This is a genomic window from Streptomyces sp. NRRL F-6492 (genome assembly GCF_001280125.1).
GTDB lineage: Bacteria > Actinomycetota > Actinomycetes > Streptomycetales > Streptomycetaceae > Streptomyces.
This window is the reverse complement of record NZ_LGEG01000002.1, coordinates 23,510-38,712: the sequence shown is the minus strand read 5'-3', so window position 1 is coordinate 38,712 and position 15,203 is coordinate 23,510. Positions and strand designations below refer to the sequence as shown.

General features: G+C 74.4%; 18 protein-coding genes. 4 read left to right on the top strand and 14 right to left on the bottom strand.

The window, feature by feature from the left end; all coding sequences use genetic code 11:
* Positions 1 to 45: 45 nt before the first annotated feature.
* The 4 genes from ADL08_RS01340 to ADL08_RS01325 form a co-directional block, all read right to left on the bottom strand.
* The gene (locus ADL08_RS01340; RefSeq protein ID WP_053640144.1) at positions 46 to 261 is read right to left on the bottom strand and encodes an I78 family peptidase inhibitor; all 216 of its coding nucleotides are present in this window, start codon (positions 259 to 261) and stop codon (positions 46 to 48) included.
* A gap of 258 nt (positions 262 to 519) precedes the next feature.
* Positions 520 to 1,488, bottom strand: a complete 969-nt coding sequence (locus ADL08_RS01335; protein ID WP_053640143.1) for a helix-turn-helix transcriptional regulator — start codon at positions 1,486 to 1,488, stop codon at positions 520 to 522.
* Positions 1,489 to 1,588: 100 nt separating this feature from the next.
* Complete coding sequence (locus tag ADL08_RS01330) at positions 1,589 to 2,863, bottom strand: glycosyltransferase family 4 protein (protein WP_053640142.1); 1,275 nt, start codon at positions 2,861 to 2,863, stop codon at positions 1,589 to 1,591.
* Positions 2,864 to 2,987: 124 nt separating this feature from the next.
* Positions 2,988 to 3,578, bottom strand: a complete 591-nt coding sequence (locus tag ADL08_RS01325) for a transglycosylase family protein (protein ID WP_053640141.1) — start codon at positions 3,576 to 3,578, stop codon at positions 2,988 to 2,990.
* Between the two features lie 216 nt (positions 3,579 to 3,794).
* Here ADL08_RS01325 and ADL08_RS01320 point away from each other — a divergent pair, with 216 nt between their 5' ends.
* The gene (locus tag ADL08_RS01320) at positions 3,795 to 4,577 is read left to right on the top strand and encodes a hypothetical protein (protein ID WP_053640140.1); all 783 of its coding nucleotides are present in this window, start codon (positions 3,795 to 3,797) and stop codon (positions 4,575 to 4,577) included.
* Between the two features lie 227 nt (positions 4,578 to 4,804).
* A complete protein-coding gene (locus ADL08_RS39135) occupies positions 4,805 to 5,086 on the top strand; it encodes a hypothetical protein (protein WP_107093245.1) in 282 nt (93 codons plus the stop codon).
* Positions 5,087 to 5,162: 76 nt separating this feature from the next.
* Here the strand turns inward: ADL08_RS39135 and der are convergent, their stop codons facing one another.
* The 5 genes from der to aroH form a co-directional block, all read right to left on the bottom strand.
* Positions 5,163 to 6,611, bottom strand: a complete 1,449-nt coding sequence (der, locus tag ADL08_RS01315; protein WP_053640139.1) for a ribosome biogenesis GTPase Der — start codon at positions 6,609 to 6,611, stop codon at positions 5,163 to 5,165.
* A 69-nt stretch (positions 6,612 to 6,680) separates the two neighbouring features.
* Positions 6,681 to 7,325 carry a lysophospholipid acyltransferase family protein gene (locus ADL08_RS01310; protein ID WP_199836927.1) on the bottom strand — a complete coding sequence of 215 codons (645 nt, stop codon included), beginning with the start codon at positions 7,323 to 7,325 and terminating at the stop codon, positions 6,681 to 6,683.
* Complete coding sequence (gene cmk, locus ADL08_RS01305) at positions 7,322 to 7,996, bottom strand: (d)CMP kinase (RefSeq protein WP_053640138.1); 675 nt, start codon at positions 7,994 to 7,996, stop codon at positions 7,322 to 7,324. The genes ADL08_RS01310 and cmk overlap by 4 nt, the downstream gene beginning before the upstream one ends.
* A gap of 157 nt (positions 7,997 to 8,153) precedes the next feature.
* Positions 8,154 to 9,242: a prephenate dehydrogenase gene (locus tag ADL08_RS01300; RefSeq protein WP_053640137.1), complete on the bottom strand. Its 1,089-nt coding sequence runs from the start codon at positions 9,240 to 9,242 to the stop codon at positions 8,154 to 8,156.
* On the bottom strand, positions 9,239 to 9,601 hold the full coding sequence (aroH, locus tag ADL08_RS01295) for a chorismate mutase (RefSeq protein WP_053640136.1): 363 nt from the start codon (positions 9,599 to 9,601) through the stop codon (positions 9,239 to 9,241). The genes ADL08_RS01300 and aroH overlap by 4 nt, the downstream gene beginning before the upstream one ends.
* A 233-nt stretch (positions 9,602 to 9,834) precedes the next feature.
* Between aroH and ADL08_RS01290 the strand changes: the two genes are divergently transcribed.
* Together ADL08_RS01290 and ADL08_RS01285 are read left to right on the top strand one after the other, a co-directional pair.
* A complete protein-coding gene (locus ADL08_RS01290; RefSeq protein WP_053640135.1) occupies positions 9,835 to 10,278 on the top strand; it encodes a Rieske (2Fe-2S) protein in 444 nt (147 codons plus the stop codon).
* Between the two features lie 10 nt (positions 10,279 to 10,288).
* Positions 10,289 to 10,978 carry a DNA polymerase beta superfamily protein gene (locus tag ADL08_RS01285; RefSeq protein ID WP_053640134.1) on the top strand — a complete coding sequence of 230 codons (690 nt, stop codon included), beginning with the start codon at positions 10,289 to 10,291 and terminating at the stop codon, positions 10,976 to 10,978.
* Here the strand turns inward: ADL08_RS01285 and ADL08_RS01280 are convergent.
* Genes ADL08_RS01280 through pnuC form a run of 5 tightly spaced genes read right to left on the bottom strand, consistent with a single transcriptional unit; the run spans position 10,975 to position 15,102 of the window.
* Complete coding sequence (locus ADL08_RS01280) at positions 10,975 to 11,610, bottom strand: S1 RNA-binding domain-containing protein (RefSeq protein WP_063885207.1); 636 nt, start codon at positions 11,608 to 11,610, stop codon at positions 10,975 to 10,977. The genes ADL08_RS01285 and ADL08_RS01280 overlap by 4 nt on opposite strands.
* Positions 11,611 to 11,613: 3 nt before the next feature.
* On the bottom strand, positions 11,614 to 12,645 hold the full coding sequence (locus ADL08_RS01275) for an ADP-ribosylglycohydrolase family protein (protein WP_053640133.1): 1,032 nt from the start codon (positions 12,643 to 12,645) through the stop codon (positions 11,614 to 11,616).
* On the bottom strand, positions 12,642 to 13,379 hold the full coding sequence (locus ADL08_RS01270) for an NUDIX hydrolase (RefSeq protein WP_053640132.1): 738 nt from the start codon (positions 13,377 to 13,379) through the stop codon (positions 12,642 to 12,644). Before ADL08_RS01270 ends, ADL08_RS01275 begins: the two co-directional genes overlap by 4 nt.
* Positions 13,376 to 14,455, bottom strand: a complete 1,080-nt coding sequence (locus tag ADL08_RS01265; protein WP_053640131.1) for an AAA family ATPase — start codon at positions 14,453 to 14,455, stop codon at positions 13,376 to 13,378. The genes ADL08_RS01270 and ADL08_RS01265 overlap by 4 nt, the downstream gene beginning before the upstream one ends.
* Entirely contained in the window at positions 14,452 to 15,102 is a 651-nt protein-coding gene (gene pnuC / locus ADL08_RS01260; RefSeq protein WP_053640130.1) for a nicotinamide riboside transporter PnuC, read from the bottom strand. Before pnuC ends, ADL08_RS01265 begins: the two co-directional genes overlap by 4 nt.
* Positions 15,103 to 15,203: the final 101 nt, after the last annotated feature.

Below are 15,203 nucleotides of genomic sequence, written 5' to 3'. Positions count from 1 at the left end.
CCCGGCCGGTCGGCCGGGGCCCTTCCTCGTGTGCCGGGCCGGGCGTCAGCCGAGCCAGCAGCGGGTGACGGTGCCGTCCTGGACCTCGAAGTTGATGCGCCCGGAGAGGTACTCCATGGTGATGATCGAGCCGGGCGGCAGGGTGCGGACGACGCTCCAGCCCCGGGTCCTGGCGAGCTGTTCGGCGCCTTCCGTGCCGAGGCCCACATAGGACTCGGGGGCGTCGCGGGGCGGTTCGGGAGTGCGCGATGTGGGTGCCATGAGCCTCACGTTAGTACCTTGCCGGTCACGCTTGTGTCACAAGTTCTCGACATAAGTTTGCCGCGAGCCGCATCACCCGGAAGGTCGATTACCCGCCACTTCTCCGATGATTTCCGGGGAACGTCCGGGCCTTCCCTTCCGGGAAGCGGAAGGCCCGGCGGAAGACAGGCCATTCCCTCTCACCGAGCGAACCTCCCGAATTGTTCCGGCGGCGCCCGCGCGGGGCGCTCACCGTTTCCTCACAGAATGCTTACGCCGTCAGGAGCCCGTCCTGTCGAGGGTGCGGGACAGCCGGTCCCTGAGGTCCCGGACCCGTCCGGCGAGCTCCGGCGGCTCGACCACCTCGAAGTCGAAGCCCAGCATCGCCACGTGGATCACCATGACGTCGAGGCCGTGCGCCCCCGTCCGCAGCAGACAGGCCGCGTCCCCGTCGGCCTCCAGGACGCCGTCCAGCGGGCCGACGGCCGCGGCCGCCTCGGCGAGCGGCACGAGCAGCCGGACCGTCGCCTCCGTGGAGTAGGCGCCGCCGGACACGCCCTTCGCCACATAGGCGGCCAGGTCCTCGGCGGGCGGTTCGCGGGGCGGGAAACGGGGGCCGTGCGGCGGGGTGGGCTCGATCCGGTCGACCCGGAACGTGCGCCAGTCGGCCCGGTCCAGGTCCCAGGCGACCAGGTACCAGCGCCGCTCGGTGCAGACCAGGCGGTGCGGCTCCACGCTCCTGCGGGTGGCCGAACCGCCGTGGTCCCGGTAGGCGAAGCGGAGCCGCTCGGCGTCCCGGCAGGCGTGGGCGATGTCGGTGAGGACCGCCGGGTCGACCCGCTCGCCCGGAGGGCGCAGCAGCGGGACCGTGAAGGCGTTCAGCGCCCCCACCCGCCGCCGCAGCCGGTCCGGCAGGACCTGCTCCAGCTTGGCCAGGGCGCGTACGGAGCTCTCGCCGATGCCCTCGACGCCCTGCCCGGCGGCGGCGCGCAGGCCGACCGCGACCGCCACGGCCTCCTCGTCGTCGAGGAGCAGCGGCGGCAGCTCGGCCCCGGCCCCGAGCTGGTAGCCGCCGCCGGTGCCGGGGCTGGCGTTCACGGGGTAGCCGAGCTCCCGCAGCCGGTCGACGTCCCGCCGCACGGTGCGCGGGGTGACGCCGAGCCGGTCGGCGAGATCGGCACCGGACCACTCGCGGTGGGCCTGGAGCAGTGAGAGCAGACGCAGCAGCCGTGCGGAGGTCTCCAACATGCGCCGAGTCTGACAGCCCTCGCGGACAGCCACGGTCCTCGATCACGGACCGGCCCGGCGGGGACGCTCCCGGAGGTACGGCGGGCCCTCCCGGCCGGGGTCAGCGGAAGCGGCGGACCAGGCGGCCCGCCCTCGCCTTCTGGGCGTAGACGGCGTCGACGGCCCGGCCCACGCCCCGGTGGAGGGCCGCCCGCGCCGGGGAGTGCGTGCGGCGGCCCGCGCCCCGGTCGAGGAGCTCCGTCCAGAGCCCCTCGTGCCGGGCGGCGATCCGGGCGGGGTCGAAGCGCTCGGAGGCGGCGAGGGCCGCCCGCGCCGCCTTCGCCCTCAGCTCGTCGTCCTCGATCAGCTCCCGCAGCGCTCCCGCGAACGCCGCCACGTCGTCGACCGGCACGAGACGCCCGTCGACCCCGTCCTCGATGATCTCGCGCGGCCCGTGCGGGCAGTCGGTGGAGACCACCGGGAGGCCGCAGCGCATCGCCTCCACGATCGTCATGCCGAAGGACTCGCGCTGGGAGGTCACGGCGGCGATCGAGCCCTTGACCCACTCCGGTTCCAGCGGGGTGACCGATCCCATGAGGAAGGCCCGCTCCCCCAGGCCCCGCTCCTCGATCCGCCGGGCGAGCGGCGCCCTGAGGTCCTGGACGGCGTCCCCGGAGCCGTAGATCCGCAGCTTCCACTCGGGATGGTCCCCGGCCACCCGGGCGAAGGCGTCGATCATCACGTCGTACCGCTTGACCCGGGTCAGCCGGCCGGCCGCGACGACCGTCTTCGCCGCCGGGTCGGCGGGCGGCACCGAGGGCGCGGGCACGCTGTTGGGCACGGCCTCGATCCGTACGCCGGACAGCCCCAGCTTCCGGTAGGCGCGGGCGTCGGCCTCGGTGACCGCGGTGACGGCGTCGAGGAGCGCGTACTCGTGGCGGATGTCCCGGCGCAGCCGGCGGCTGTGGCCCTCCAGGGTCAGGTGCTCCTGGCCGATCAGGACCGGCCCGCGCCGGGCCTGCCGGGCGAGGTGGACGTTGAGCCCGGGGCGGGTGGCGACGAGGACGTCGGTCTCCACCCCCCGCAGGTGCTCCCCGATCCGGGCGTCGGTGAGCGCGCTGTACTGCTTCCAGCGTCCGTCGCCGCGCGGGAAGACCCGGGCCGGGCGGTGGAAGTCGGGGTGGTCCCCGTCGTACCCGGGGCTCTTCTCGCGCAGGTCGACGAGGTGACGCAGGGTCACCCCGCCGGGCAGGCCGAGCAGGGGGCGGTCGCGGTGGCGGAACACCGACACGATCTCGACCTCGTGACGCTCCGCCAGTTCCTCGGCGAGCGTGAAGGTGGTGCGGATCGTGCCGCCGTAGTGGTAGCCGTTGTGGAGCAGAAAGGAGATACGCATCGCGCTGCCGGTTCCCCCCGGTCAGTTGGTCGGTCGCCCGACTGTACTTGCCGGGGAGGCGGCGGCGCGCACGGACGGCCGGCGGCGGACACCGGGGTCCCCGGCGCCCGGCCGGGCGGGACCGTCAGAGCGGGGCGATGCGCAGCATGGTGCCGACGGCGACCCGGTTCGGATCGGCCCCGACGAGGCTCCGGTTCGCCGTGTAGAGCGCCTGCCAGCCGCCCTTGATCCCGAAGCGGCGGGCGATCGAGCTGAGGGTGTCGCCGGACCGCACGGTGTGGACGCGCCCGCTCAGGCCGTACCGCTTGGAGCAGACGGGCCAGGCGCCCCACCCCTGGGTGCGCAACACCTCCTCGGCGACGGCGATCTGCTGCGCGCGGGTCGCCAGGTCGGCGCGCGGGGCGTGGGCGAGGCCGCCGTGCTCGACCCAGGTGGGCTGCCAGAACTGGAGCCCGCCGTAGAAGCCGTTCCCGGTGTTGGCGTGCCAGCGCCCGCTGCTCTCGCACTCGGCGACGCAGCCCCACGGCCACTGGTCCGAGGCGCAGGCGTACGCGGGCACGGAGGCGGCGGCCGTGCCGGGCGCGGTGACGGCCGTACGGGTCGCGGCGGCGGACTCCCGGGCCTGTGCCTGGGCGGGTGCCGGGGCCAGGGCGAGGAGCGCGGCCGCGGAGGCGGCCGCGAGGGAACCGGCTGTCCAAAATCTGATCTTCGACATCGACGCAGGCTAGGCAGCCTCCCGGCGCCCCCGGCCCGTGCCGCGCGGGACTCCGCCGGCACCCCACCCGGTCGGCGGCACCCTCCCGCCGCGGGGGCCGGCGGCAACTTGCCCCGCATCCGCGCGTGACCCCGGCCGAGCCTGACCCGTTGAACTCGGCATGAGACGACCGGGGACGGCCCGGCGTCCGCCCGTACCGAGTCCAGGGAGCCCCCCGTGCCGCGCATGCTCGACGTCAGCGAGGACGTACGCGCCGAGATCGGCGACGAAGAAGCCGACCGGCTGCTCGACGGCGACAACGCCCCGGGCAGCTACGACTGCACCTCCTGCCGCACGCCGGGGGACTCCGAGCAGGAGCGCACCAGCACGGTGCTGTTCGTCGGCGAGGAGACGGCGGTCCTCGCGTTCGCCCACGCCAGCTGCATCCCGTCGCAGGTCGTCCGGGTCGCCGAGGAGCAGCTCCAGGGCGCCGTCGCCTCCATCACGGCCTCGGACACCGCCGACGCGCTCTCCGCCTCCCACCCCGAGCAGGCCGTGCTCGGGGTCACCAGCGGACTCGTCCTGATCCAGGGCGAGCTGCACCCGGCCCTGGTGGTGGAGCCGACCGCCCCGGTGGCCCGCCCGGGGTCGGACGGCCTCGTCGACGAGTTCCTGCCGCTCCTGGCCGAGCAGGGCTTCCAGCAGGTCATGGACCTCGACACGAGGCCGATGACGCTGCCGGGCTGGTCGGTCCTGGTCGCCATGGGCCAGCTGCACTCGGTGCTCCAGCCGGGGCCGGGCGGCGCCGGGCAGGCCGCCTGGTGGCAGGCGCACCAGCCGCTCCAGGTCACCGAAGGCTGGCGCGCGGCGGCCAACAAGTCGCACACGGTCCTGGTCTTCGCCGCCCCGGTGGGCTCGATCGGCCAGCAGCCGCGCGAGGACCTGCTGCGCGACGCCCTGGAGAAGGCCGCCGCGAACGGGCGCCTGGTGGCCGCCGCGATGCCGCTGGCCGGCACGTGAGCGGGGACGCGCGGCCGGGCTTAGGGTGGGTGCGGGTCGCCGGCGTGCCGGCGGAGCGGGGGACGCCCGGACCGGGGGCTCCGGGGCCGGGGGCTCCGGCCGTGCCGCGCCCGCGGCGGGCGTCGCTTTCGGAGAGCCGCCCGCATCCGACGGGCGGCGGGGTCGTTGGCACCTACGTGCACCCATACGACCCTTTCTCCCCGCCGCATCCGAGTCAGATCCCCTCCATGCGCCCCGCGTCGGACGTCGCGGCGGGCCCTTCGCCCACGCCGATCTACGACGCGCTGTACTCGGAGTACCGCAGGTCGTTCCGCACCTTGCCGGGCGATCGCAGCGGCGAGGAGGGACTGGCCTTCCGGGCCTTCGGCACGACGCTGGGCGCGGGCGGGTCGGGACAGGGACGCCGGCACGCGGCGCCCCCCGCGGCGTGGTCGGCGCAGGCGCCCTCGCCGCCGCCCCCGCAGTCCCCCCGGCCGGCGCTGCCGCCGGGGCCCCGCAGGGGACTCTAGGAACGAACGGCCGGGGGCCGGTACCCGCAGCGGGTACCGGCCCCCGGCCGTGTCGCGGCGCCGTCGGCGCGCGGTGCTACTTCTTGCGGCCGCGCTTCTCGCGGACCCGCACCGAGATGTGGATCGGGGTGCCCTCGAAGCCGAACTCCTCGCGGAGGCGACGCTCGATGAAGCGGCGGTAGCCGGCCTCCAGGAAGCCCGAGGCGAAGAGGACGAACCGGGGCGGCTTGGTGCCCGCCTGCGTGCCGAAGAGGATGCGGGGCTGCTTGCCGCCGCGGATCGGGTGCGGGTGGGCGGCGACGATCTCGCCGAGGAAGGCGTTCAGCCGGCCGGTGGGGACGCGGGTCTCCCAGCCGGCGAGGGCGGTCTCGATGGCCGGGACCAGCTTCTCCATGTGGCGGCCGGTCTTGGCGGAGACGTTGACCCGGGGCGCCCAGGAGACCTGCTGCATCTCGGTCTCGATCTCGCGCTCCAGGTAGTAGCGGCGCTCCTCGTCCAGCTCGTCCCACTTGTTGTAGGCGATGACGATGGCGCGGCCCGACTCGACCGCCATCGTGATGATGCGCTGGTCCTGGACCGAGATGTTGTCGGTGGTGTCGATGAGGATGACGGCCACCTCCGCCTTCTCGACGGCGGCCGCGGTCCGCAGGGAGGCGTAGTAGTCCGCGCCCTCCTGGAGGTGGACCTTCTTGCGGATGCCGGCGGTGTCGACGAACTTCCACGTCACGCCGCCGAGCTCGATCAGCTCGTCGACCGGGTCGCGGGTGGTGCCGGCCAGCTCGTTGACGACGACCCGGTCCTCGTTCGCCACCTTGTTGAGCAGGGAGGACTTGCCGACGTTCGGGCGGCCGATGAGGGCGATGCGGCGCGGGCCGCCGACGGTGTTGCCGAAGCGCTGCGCGGGGGCCTCGGGCAGCTTCCTCAGGACCTCGTCCAGGAGGTCGCCGGTGCCGCGGCCGTGCAGCGAGGAGACGGGGAACGGCTCGCCGAGGCCCAGCGACCACAGCGTGGCCGCGTCGGCCTCGCCGGACTGGCCGTCGACCTTGTTGGCGGCGAGGACGACCGGCTTCCCGGCGCGGCGGAGCAGCTTGACGACGGCCTCGTCGGTGTCGGTGGCGCCGACGGTGGCGTCCACGACGAAGAGGCAGGCGTCGGCGGCCTCGATGGCGAACTCGGCCTGGGCGGCGACGGAGGCGTCGATGCCGAGGACGTCCTGCTCCCAGCCGCCGGTGTCGACGACCTTGAAGCGGCGGCCGGCCCATTCGGCCTCGTAGGTGACGCGGTCGCGGGTGACGCCCGGCTTGTCCTCGACGACGGCCTCGCGGCGGCCGATGATGCGGTTCACCAGGGTCGACTTGCCGACGTTCGGACGGCCGACGACGGCGAGGACGGGGAGCGGGCCGTGCCCGGCCTCCTCGATCGCGCCCTCGATCTCCTCCGCGGCGAAGCCCTCTTCCGCGGCGAGCTCCATGAACTCCGCGTACTCGGCGTCGCCAAGTGCCCCGTGGTCGTGCTGGTCGTTCATGAAGTCCGTTCCTTGATCATTCGTGGTCGGTGGTTCCCGGTCGACGGGTTCCACTACTGAGAGTCTCGCTCAGCGCCCGGTGAGGCGCCTGGCGTTTTCCAGGTGGGCGGTGAGCTTCCCCTGGATCCGTACGGTGGCCTCGTCCAGCGCCCTGCGGGTGCGCCGGCCGCTGCCGTCGCCCGCCTCGAAGGCGTCGCCGAAGACGACGTCGACGCGGCCGCGCAGCGGGGGCAGGGCCTTGACCAGCCGTCCCCGGCGGTCGGTGCTGCCCAGGACGGCGACCGGGACGATCGGCGCGCCGGCGCGGACCGCGAAGTACGCGAGGCCCGCGCGCAGCGAGGCGAAGTCGCCCTCGCCCCGGGTGCCCTCGGGGAAGATCCCGAGGACGCCGCCCTGCTCCAGGACGCCCAGGGCGCCGGCTATCGCGGTGCGGTCGGTGCTGTCCCGGTCCACCTTGACCTGTCCGATGCCCTCCAGGAAGCCGCCGAGCGGGCCGACGAACGCCTCCTTCTTGATGAGGAAGTGCACGGGGCGCGGGGCGGTGCCCATGAGCATGGGGCCGTCGATGTTGTGCGCGTGGTTGACGGCGAGGATGACGGGGCCGGAGGCCGGCACCCGCCAGGCGCCGAGGACGCGCGGCTTCCACAGGCCGTACATCAGCCCGATGCCGATGCCGCGGCCGACGGCGGCGCCCTTCGCGGAGGGCACGGTCACCGGGCGACCGCCCGCTTCTCGTCCACGAGGGTGACGACGCACTCGATCACCTGGTCGAGGGTGAGGTCGGTGGTGTCGACCTCGACCGCGTCGTCGGCCTTGGCGAGCGGGGAGGTCTTGCGGCTGGAGTCGGCCGCGTCCCGCTTGACCAGGGCTTCCCGGGTGGCCCGCACGTCGGCGCCCTTGATCTCGCCGGAGCGGCGGGCGGCGCGGGCCTCGGGCGAGGCGGTGAGGAAGATCTTCAGGTCGGCGTCGGGCAGGACGGTGGTGCCGATGTCCCGTCCCTCGACGACGATGCCGTGCTCGGCGCCCCGGGCGATGGTCCGCTGGAGCTCGGTGATGAGCGCGCGGACCTCGGGGACGGCGCTGACGGCGCTGACCTTCGAGGTGACCTCTTCGGTGCGGATGGGGCCGGAGGCGTCGGCGCCGTCCACGGTGATGGTGGGCCGGGACGGGTCGGTGCCGGAGACGATCACCGGCTTGGCGGCGGCGTCGGCGACGGCCCCGGCGTCGGAGACGTCCACGCCGTTGCCGATCATCCACCAGGTGATCGCCCGGTACTGGGCGCCGGTGTCGAGGTAGCTCAGCCCCAGCTTGGCGGCGACCGCCTTCGAGGTGCTCGACTTGCCCGTGCCGGACGGCCCGTCGATGGCGACGATCACGGATTCCACGGTGGGAACACCTTCCTGGGGTGAGGTGGCAGGACCCGGCGGAGTCGCGACGGGCTCCCCCAAGGTTACCGAGTCCCACGCACCCGTTCGGCCCAGCCCGTGCCGGAGGCCCGGGGCCCGCGGGCGCCGGGCCTCCGGAGCGGTCCCCGGGTCCGCGTCAGCCCGTGCGCAGGGCCCAGCCGCGCTCCTGGAGCGCCGCGCCGAGGGCCGGGGCCGCCGAGGGCTCCACCATGAGCTGGACCAGACCGGCCTGCTGGCCGGTCGCGTGCTCGATGCGGACGTCCTCGACGTTGACGCCCGCGCGGCCCGCGTCGGCGAAGATCCGGGCCAGCTCGCCGGGCCGGTCGCTGATGAGGACGGCGACGGTCTCGTAGGCGGCGGGGGCGGCGCCGTGCTTGCCGGGGACGCGGGAGCGGCCGGCGTTGCCGCGGCGCAGGACGTCCTCGACGCCGGTGGCGCCGTCCTTGCGCTCGTCCTCGTCGGCGGACTGGAGGGAGCGCAGGGCGCGGACGGTCTCGTCGAGGTCGGCGGCGACGCCGGAGAGGACGTCGGCGACGGGCCCGGGGTTGGCGGAGAGGATCTCGACCCACATGCGGGGGTCGGAGGCGGCGATCCGGGTGACGTCGCGGATGCCCTGTCCGCAGAGGCGCACGGCGGACTCGTCGGCCTCCTCCAGGCGGGCGGCGACCATGGACGACACCAGCTGGGGGGTGTGGGAGACCAGGGCGACGGCCCGGTCGTGGGCGTCGGCGTCCATGACGACGGGGACGGCCCGGCAGAGGGCGACGAGCTCCAGGGCGAGGTTGAGGACCTCGGTGTCGGTGTCCCGGGTGGGGGTGAGGACCCAGGGGCGGCCCTCGAAGAGGTCGGCGGTGGCGGCGAGGGGGCCCGAGCGCTCCTTGCCGGACATCGGGTGGGTGCCGATGTACGCGGTGAGGTCGAGGCCCAGGGCCTCCAGCTCCCGCTTCGGTCCGCCCTTGACGCTGGCGACGTCCAGGTAGCCGCGGGCGAGGCCGGCCGCCATGGCCGCGGCGAGGGTGGTGGCCACGTGCGCGGGGGGCACGGCGACGACGGCGAGGTCCACGGGGCCCTCGGGCGCCTCGTCGGTGCCGGCGCCGAGCGCGGCGGCGGTGCGGGCACGGGCCGGGTCGTGGTCGCGCAGGTGGACGGTGACGCCCCGGCCGGCGAGGGCGAGGGCGGCGGAGGTGCCGATCAGCCCGGTTCCGATGACGAGCGCTGTTCTCACTGGGCGATGTCCTTGCGCAGGGCGGCCGCGGCGCCGAGGTAGACGTGCGCGATCCGGGACTTGGGCAGCTCGGTGTCGACGTGGGCGAGGAGCCGGACGACCCGGGGCATGGCGCCCTCGATGTCGAGCTCCTGGGCGCAGATCAGGGGGACGTCGACGATCCCGACGTGCCGGGCCGCGGCGGCGGGGAAGTCGCTGTGCAGATCGGGCGTGGCCGTGAACCAGATGCTGATGAGGTCCTCGGTGGTGAGGCCGTTGCGTTCGAGGACGGCGGCGAGCAGCTCCTCGACCCGCTCGCGCATGTGCCCGGCCTCGTCCCGTTCCAGCTGGACGGCGCCTCGGACCGCTCGTACCGCCACGTCGTGCTCCTTCGCCTGCGTCAGTGCTCCGTTCAGCCTAGTCAGCGGCGGGGGCGGTACGTCGCGGCGCCCGCCCTCCGAGACGGGGGGGGCGCCGCCGGGGGGCCCGTCCCCCGCCGCTGCCGGACGGGGACCGGGGCCGGTGTCGTGCGCGCCGGGGCGCTCCGCCGACCGGGGTACGGGCGCAGGCGTGTCGCGGGACCCGGCGCCGGTGCCGTGGCCAAGCTGGCGCCATGACGTCCAGGAGCACGAGCCGCCGTACCGTCCTGTTCACCGCCGCGGCCCTGACGACGGCGGGCTGCGGCTCGGACGGCGGCGGCGGGGAGGACGGCGACACGGTCACGGACGCCCCCGAGGCGCCGGAGACCTCCGGGGCGCCGGAAGGGGGCGGCGAGGCGCTGGCCAGGACCTCGGACGTCCCGGTCGGCGGCGGCGCGGTCTTCCCGGAGGAGAAGGTGGTGGTGACGCAGCCGACGGCCGGCGAGTTCAGGGCGTTCTCGGCGGTCTGCACGCACCAGGGGTGCCTGGTGAACAAGGTCGCGGACGGCACCATCGACTGTCCCTGCCACGGTTCGAGGTTCCGCGTCGCGGACGGCTCGGTGGTGACGGGCCCGGCCACCCGCCCGCTCCCGGCGGAGCGGATTAATGTCTCGGACGGGACGATCACCCTGGCGTAACCTGCCCGGCATGACTCCGGACGAGCTGGTGCGCGAGCACACGATCTACTCCTGTGTGACGGGCTCGCGCGCCTTCGGTCTGGCGACCGAGGGCAGCGACACGGACGTGCGGGGCGTCTACCTCGCCCCGACGCCGCTCTTCTGGCGCTTCGACAAGCCCCCGGCGCACGTGGAGGGGCCGCGCGAGGAGCAGTTCAGCTGGGAGCTGGAACGCTTCTGCGAGCTGGCCCTGCGCAACAATCCGAACGTCCTGGAGTGCCTCCACTCCCCCGTCGTCGAGTACGCCGACGACCTCGGCCGCGAGCTGATCTCGCTGCGCGGCGCCTTCCTCTCCCGCCGGGCGCACCAGACCTTCGTCCGGTACGCGGGCGGCCAGCGCCGCAAGCTGGACGCGGACGTCCGCCAGTACGGGCAGCCGCGCTGGAAGCACGCCATGCACCTGCTGCGGCTCCTGGCCAGCTGCCGGGACCTGCTGCGCACGGGCGAGCTGCGCGTCGACGTCGGCGAGGACCGGGACCGCCTCCTCGCGGTCAAGCGCGGCGAGGTGCCCTGGCCGGAGGTCGAGTCCTGGATGAACCGCCTCCACGAGGAGGCCGACCGGGCCCACGACGCGTCCCCGCTGCCCCTCGAACCGGACCACGCGCGCGTGGAGGACTTCCTGGCCCGCGCCCGCCGCGCGTCGGTGCCGGACACCCCCTAGGGCGTGTCCGGTGGATCCTGGCCGGGGCCGCGACCTGCCGACCCTGATTCGCCGGACACGCCCCGGACCTGCCGGTCGGTCCGGACCGGCGAGAGGCGCACCCTGCGCCGCACGAGGTCCACGTCCGTGACGACGACCGTCATCCGGTCGCCGACCGCCACGACGTCCTGGAGGCCGGCCCCCGGAGCCGGGGCGAGGTCGTCGATGTGGACCAGCCCCTCGACGCCGTCGGCGACCCGGACGAAGACACCGAACGGAATCAGCTTGGTGACCTCTCCCCGCAGTTCCCGGCCGCACGCGACGTGCGCGGCGAACGCGCGCAGCGGATCCGGCCGCATGGCCTTCAGGGAGAGCCTGGCCTCCCCGTTGTACGTGTCGAACTGGAGGAACTCGCACGAGACGCGCTGTCCGACCCGGACGACTTCCTCGAACGACTCGAAGCGCTCCCAGGACAGTTCGGCGGCCGAGACGAACCCGACGCCGGGGAAGAGGGGATGGCCGGGGCCGTCGTCGAGTGCCACGAACACGCCGAACCGCTCGATGGCCGCGACCGTGCCGGAGAGGACCTCACCGAGGCGTCGCGCGCTCAGGAAGTCCCACAACTCGGGGTGCTCGTCCGGGACGAGGGTCATGGCTCAAGCGTCCCAGAGGGCGCCGAAGGAGATCAGGTCGCTCCGGTACTCGACGCGCTCCGCCCACTCCGCGGGCCAGGCGTCCGCGCCGAGGTGGGCACCGGCGAAGGCGCCCGCGAGGGCGGCGATCGAGTCGGAGTCGCCGCGGGTGCAGGCGGCCCGGCGCAGGGCGGTGAGGGGCTCGCCGGGGAAGAGGAGGAAGCAGAGGAGCCCGGTCGCGAGGGCTTCCTCCGCGATCCAGCCGTCGCCGGTGTACGCGCAGGGGTCGAGCTCCGGGTCGGCCGTGCGCTGGACGGCGTCCAGGCGCTCCAGGACCACCAGGCACTCGTCCCAGCCGCGCTCGGTGAAGTGCCGGGCGGAGGGGTCCTGGGAGCGGGTCCACAGGTCCCCGAGCCACTCCTCGTGGTAGCGGGAGCGGTTCTCGTACGCGTACGAGCGCAGCTGTCCGACGAGCCCGGCCGGGTCGACGCCCTGGGCGAGCAGGTACACGGCGCGGGCGGTGAGGTCGGAGGCGGCGAGCGCGGTGGGGTGGCCGTGGGTCAGCGCCGACTGGAGCTGCGCGGCGCCCGCCCGCTGCTCGTCGCTCAGCCCGGGGACGAGGCCGATGGGCGCGACCCGCATGTTGGCGCCGCAGCCCTTGGAGTGGATCTGGCTGGCGTCCTGCCAGAGCCGGTCGCCGTCCAGGAGTCGGCAGGCGCGCAGACAGGTGTTGCCGGGCGCGCGGTTGTTCTCCGGTGAGTGGTACCAGTCGACGAACTCCTCCCGCAGCGGCCCGACGAGCCGCTGCGGGGCGAGGACGCCCCGGTCCATGGCGGTGCGGACGCCCCGGGCGAGGGCGAGGGTCATCTGGGTGTCGTCGGTGACGTACGCCTTCCCGTTCCTGACGGGGAGTTCCATCTCCCGCCAGGGCCCGCACTTCGCGAGGATCGAGGGCACGTCGTTGAACTCGGTGGGAAAGCCCAGCGCGTCGCCGAGCGCGAGCCCGATCAGGGATCCGGTCGCGGCCCGCTTGACCGCGGTGCGGGGGTGGTTCACGAGGAGCGTCCTTCCGGTCGCAGGAGGGGCGGGTGGAGGGCCGTGGCCCCGCCCGCCCGGTAGAGGGCGGCCGGTTTCCCCCGTCCGCCGGTAAGGCGCGGCGGCCCTTCCACGGCCCGGACGAAGCCGGGCGTGGCGAGGACCTTGCGCCGGAAGTTGGGGCGGTCGAGCTCGACGCCCCAGACCGTCTCGTAGACCTGCCGCAGCTCGCCGAGGGTGAACTCGGGCGGGCAGAAGGCCGTGGCGAGGCAGGTGTACTCGAGTTTGGCGCCGACCCGTTCGTGGGCGTCGGCGAGGATCCGGTCGTGGTCGAAGGCGAGCGGCCCGTGCGTCCCGTACGGGATCCACCGCGCCTGGGCCGCGTCCCCGCCGCCGCGCGGCTCGGGCGGGTCCGGTACGAGCGCGGTGAAGGCGACGGAGACGACCCGCATCCTCGGGTCGCGGTCCGGCTCGGTGTAGGTGCGGAGCTGTTCGAGGTGGAGTCCGGCGACGGTAGCCCCGGAGAGCCCGGTCTCCTCGGCGAGTTCGCGGCGGGCGGCGGTCTCGGCGGACTCGCGGGGCAGCACGAAGCCGCCGGGCAGCGCCCAGGACCCGGCGTAGGGCTCCTGGGCGCGCTCGACGAGCAGGACGTGGAGGTGCTCCTCGCGGATCGTGAGGACGGCGAGGTCGACGGTGACGGCGAACGGTTCGAAGGCGTACGGGTCGTAGCCCTCGGGGGCCCGGTGGGCGGTCATCGGCGCTCCGGCAGGGGGTCGGTGAGGCGGGGGCCCTCGGCGAGCAGCGCGTCCACGGCGGCGACGGCGGTGGCGAGCCGTTCCTCGTGCGGTCCGGTGAGCACGACCGTGCGGCGGCCGGAGTGCGCGAGCTGGGTGAGGAAGCGGGCGGTCATCCAGGGCCGCAGGTGCTCCCCGTCGCGCAGCCCGTCGTCCTCGAAGTCGACGCCCCGGTGGTCGGTGAGCAGCCAGAGGTGCTGCCGGCCCCGGGCGGCGATCTCGCCGGTGTCGGCGCTGGTGGTGGCCATGTACCGCTCGTGCCAGATGGTGGTGGCGAAGGCGTCGGTGTCGCAGACGAGGACGGGCGAGCCGTCGCGGGCGGCCTCCTCCTCCAGTTCGGCCTGGCGCTGGGCGATGACGGGGAAGTCGGAGGAGCGGAAGACGACGTCGGACCAGGTGGCGCCGGGGCGTTCGGCCCGGAGTTCGGCGAGCTTGAGTTCGCTGTACTCGCGCCCGTACTCCGGTACGTACCGGGTGCGGGCCCAGACGCCGCCGCGCCGCCGGTAGTGGTCGGCGAGGGCGAGGGCCATGGTGGTGGTGCCGGTGGACTCGGCGCCGAGGACGACGACCCGGCGGGTGAGCGCGGCCCGCACGGGGGCCTCCAGGAAGTCCCAGCAGCCGGCGGGGTCCGCGCGGACGGCGGTGCCGGAGACGGGGAAGCGGACGCGGTCGGGGTCGACGGCGACGGAGTCGGCGCCGAAGCGGCGGCCGAGTTCCCCGCCGTACGGCTCCGAGGTGAAGACGGCGTCGACGCGTTCGGGCACGGCGGCCCGGAAGACGCGCATGTGGGCCTCCCACACGTCGGGGTCGTGGAGGTCGACGGGGTGATCGTCGACGGCGCCGACGACGAGGGCCTCGGGGTGGACCTCGCGCATCCAGGCGACGCGCTCCTCCAGGGGCACGGACTCGGCGGAGGAGGCGCAGACGAGCACGGTGAGGCGGTCGCAGCGGTCGAGGGCGGTGCGGACGAGGTGGTGGTGGCCGGCGTGCGGCGGATAGAACTTGCCGAGGACGAGGCCGTGGCCGTAGCGCTTCACGCCGTCGCCCCCACCGGTCGCCGGGTCCCCGCGAGGTCCCGGGTCCAGCCGCGCAGGCCGATCGCGCAGAGCGCCATGAAGCCGACGTACAGCAGGGAGGTCAGGTAGAGGCCCTTGTGCGCGTACAGCGGCACGTAGACGACGTCGGCGGCGATCCAGAGCCACCAGGACTCCAGGCGCTTGCGGCACTGGCCGTAGGTGGCCATGAGGGAGAGCGCGGTGGTCAGGGCGTCCCAGAAGGGGACGGTCGAGTCGGTGGCGCGGTCCAGCAGCAGGGTGAGCGCGAGGGTCCCCACCACCCCCGCCGCGAGCAGCCACGTCCATTCGGTGCGCGTGGTGCGGCGCACCGGCAGGGCGTCGGAGCCCGGTCCACCCCCGTGGGTCCAGGTCCACCAGCCGTACGCGGCGAGGGTGATGAAGACGATCTGGAGGCCGGCGTCGGCATAGAGGCCGGCCTGCGCGAAGAGCAGGACGAAGAAGAGGTTGTTGGCGATGCCGATCGGCCAGTTGGCCACGTGCTGGCGGGCCACCAGCCAGACGCAGAGCGCTCCGCTGCCGAAGCCCAGGACCTCGGTCCAGCTGACCGGGGTGTCCAGGACGGTGAGGAGCGGCTGTCGCAGGGGTTCGAGCAAAGTCGCGAGGCTCACGCCCGCCTCCTTAAGAGTCACCCTGACTATAAAGGGTGGCGGTCCGCGCCCACAAGGGCCGGGCGCGGACGCGAAGGGGCCCGTGACCGCCGGAACGGTCA

Excerpts from the sequence above, each read along its gene's own strand:
- ADL08_RS01290 (WP_053640135.1), top strand. The coding sequence starts at position 9,835 with ATGACGTCCAGGAGCACGAGCCGCCGTACCGTCCTGTTCACCGCCGCG.
- ADL08_RS01330 (WP_053640142.1), bottom strand. The coding sequence starts at position 2,863 with ATGCGTATCTCCTTTCTGCTCCACAACGGCTACCACTACGGCGGCACG.
- ADL08_RS01270 (WP_053640132.1), bottom strand. The coding sequence starts at position 13,379 with ATGACCGCCCACCGGGCCCCCGAGGGCTACGACCCGTACGCCTTCGAA.
- ADL08_RS01335 (WP_053640143.1), bottom strand. The coding sequence starts at position 1,488 with ATGTTGGAGACCTCCGCACGGCTGCTGCGTCTGCTCTCACTGCTCCAG.
- ADL08_RS01325 (WP_053640141.1), bottom strand. The coding sequence starts at position 3,578 with ATGTCGAAGATCAGATTTTGGACAGCCGGTTCCCTCGCGGCCGCCTCC.
- ADL08_RS01340 (WP_053640144.1), bottom strand. The coding sequence starts at position 261 with ATGGCACCCACATCGCGCACTCCCGAACCGCCCCGCGACGCCCCCGAG.
- ADL08_RS39135 (WP_107093245.1), top strand. The coding sequence starts at position 4,805 with ATGCGCCCCGCGTCGGACGTCGCGGCGGGCCCTTCGCCCACGCCGATC.
- ADL08_RS01280 (WP_063885207.1), bottom strand. The coding sequence starts at position 11,610 with ATGACCCTCGTCCCGGACGAGCACCCCGAGTTGTGGGACTTCCTGAGC.
- ADL08_RS01285 (WP_053640134.1), top strand. The coding sequence starts at position 10,289 with ATGACTCCGGACGAGCTGGTGCGCGAGCACACGATCTACTCCTGTGTG.
- der (WP_053640139.1), bottom strand. The coding sequence starts at position 6,611 with ATGAACGACCAGCACGACCACGGGGCACTTGGCGACGCCGAGTACGCG.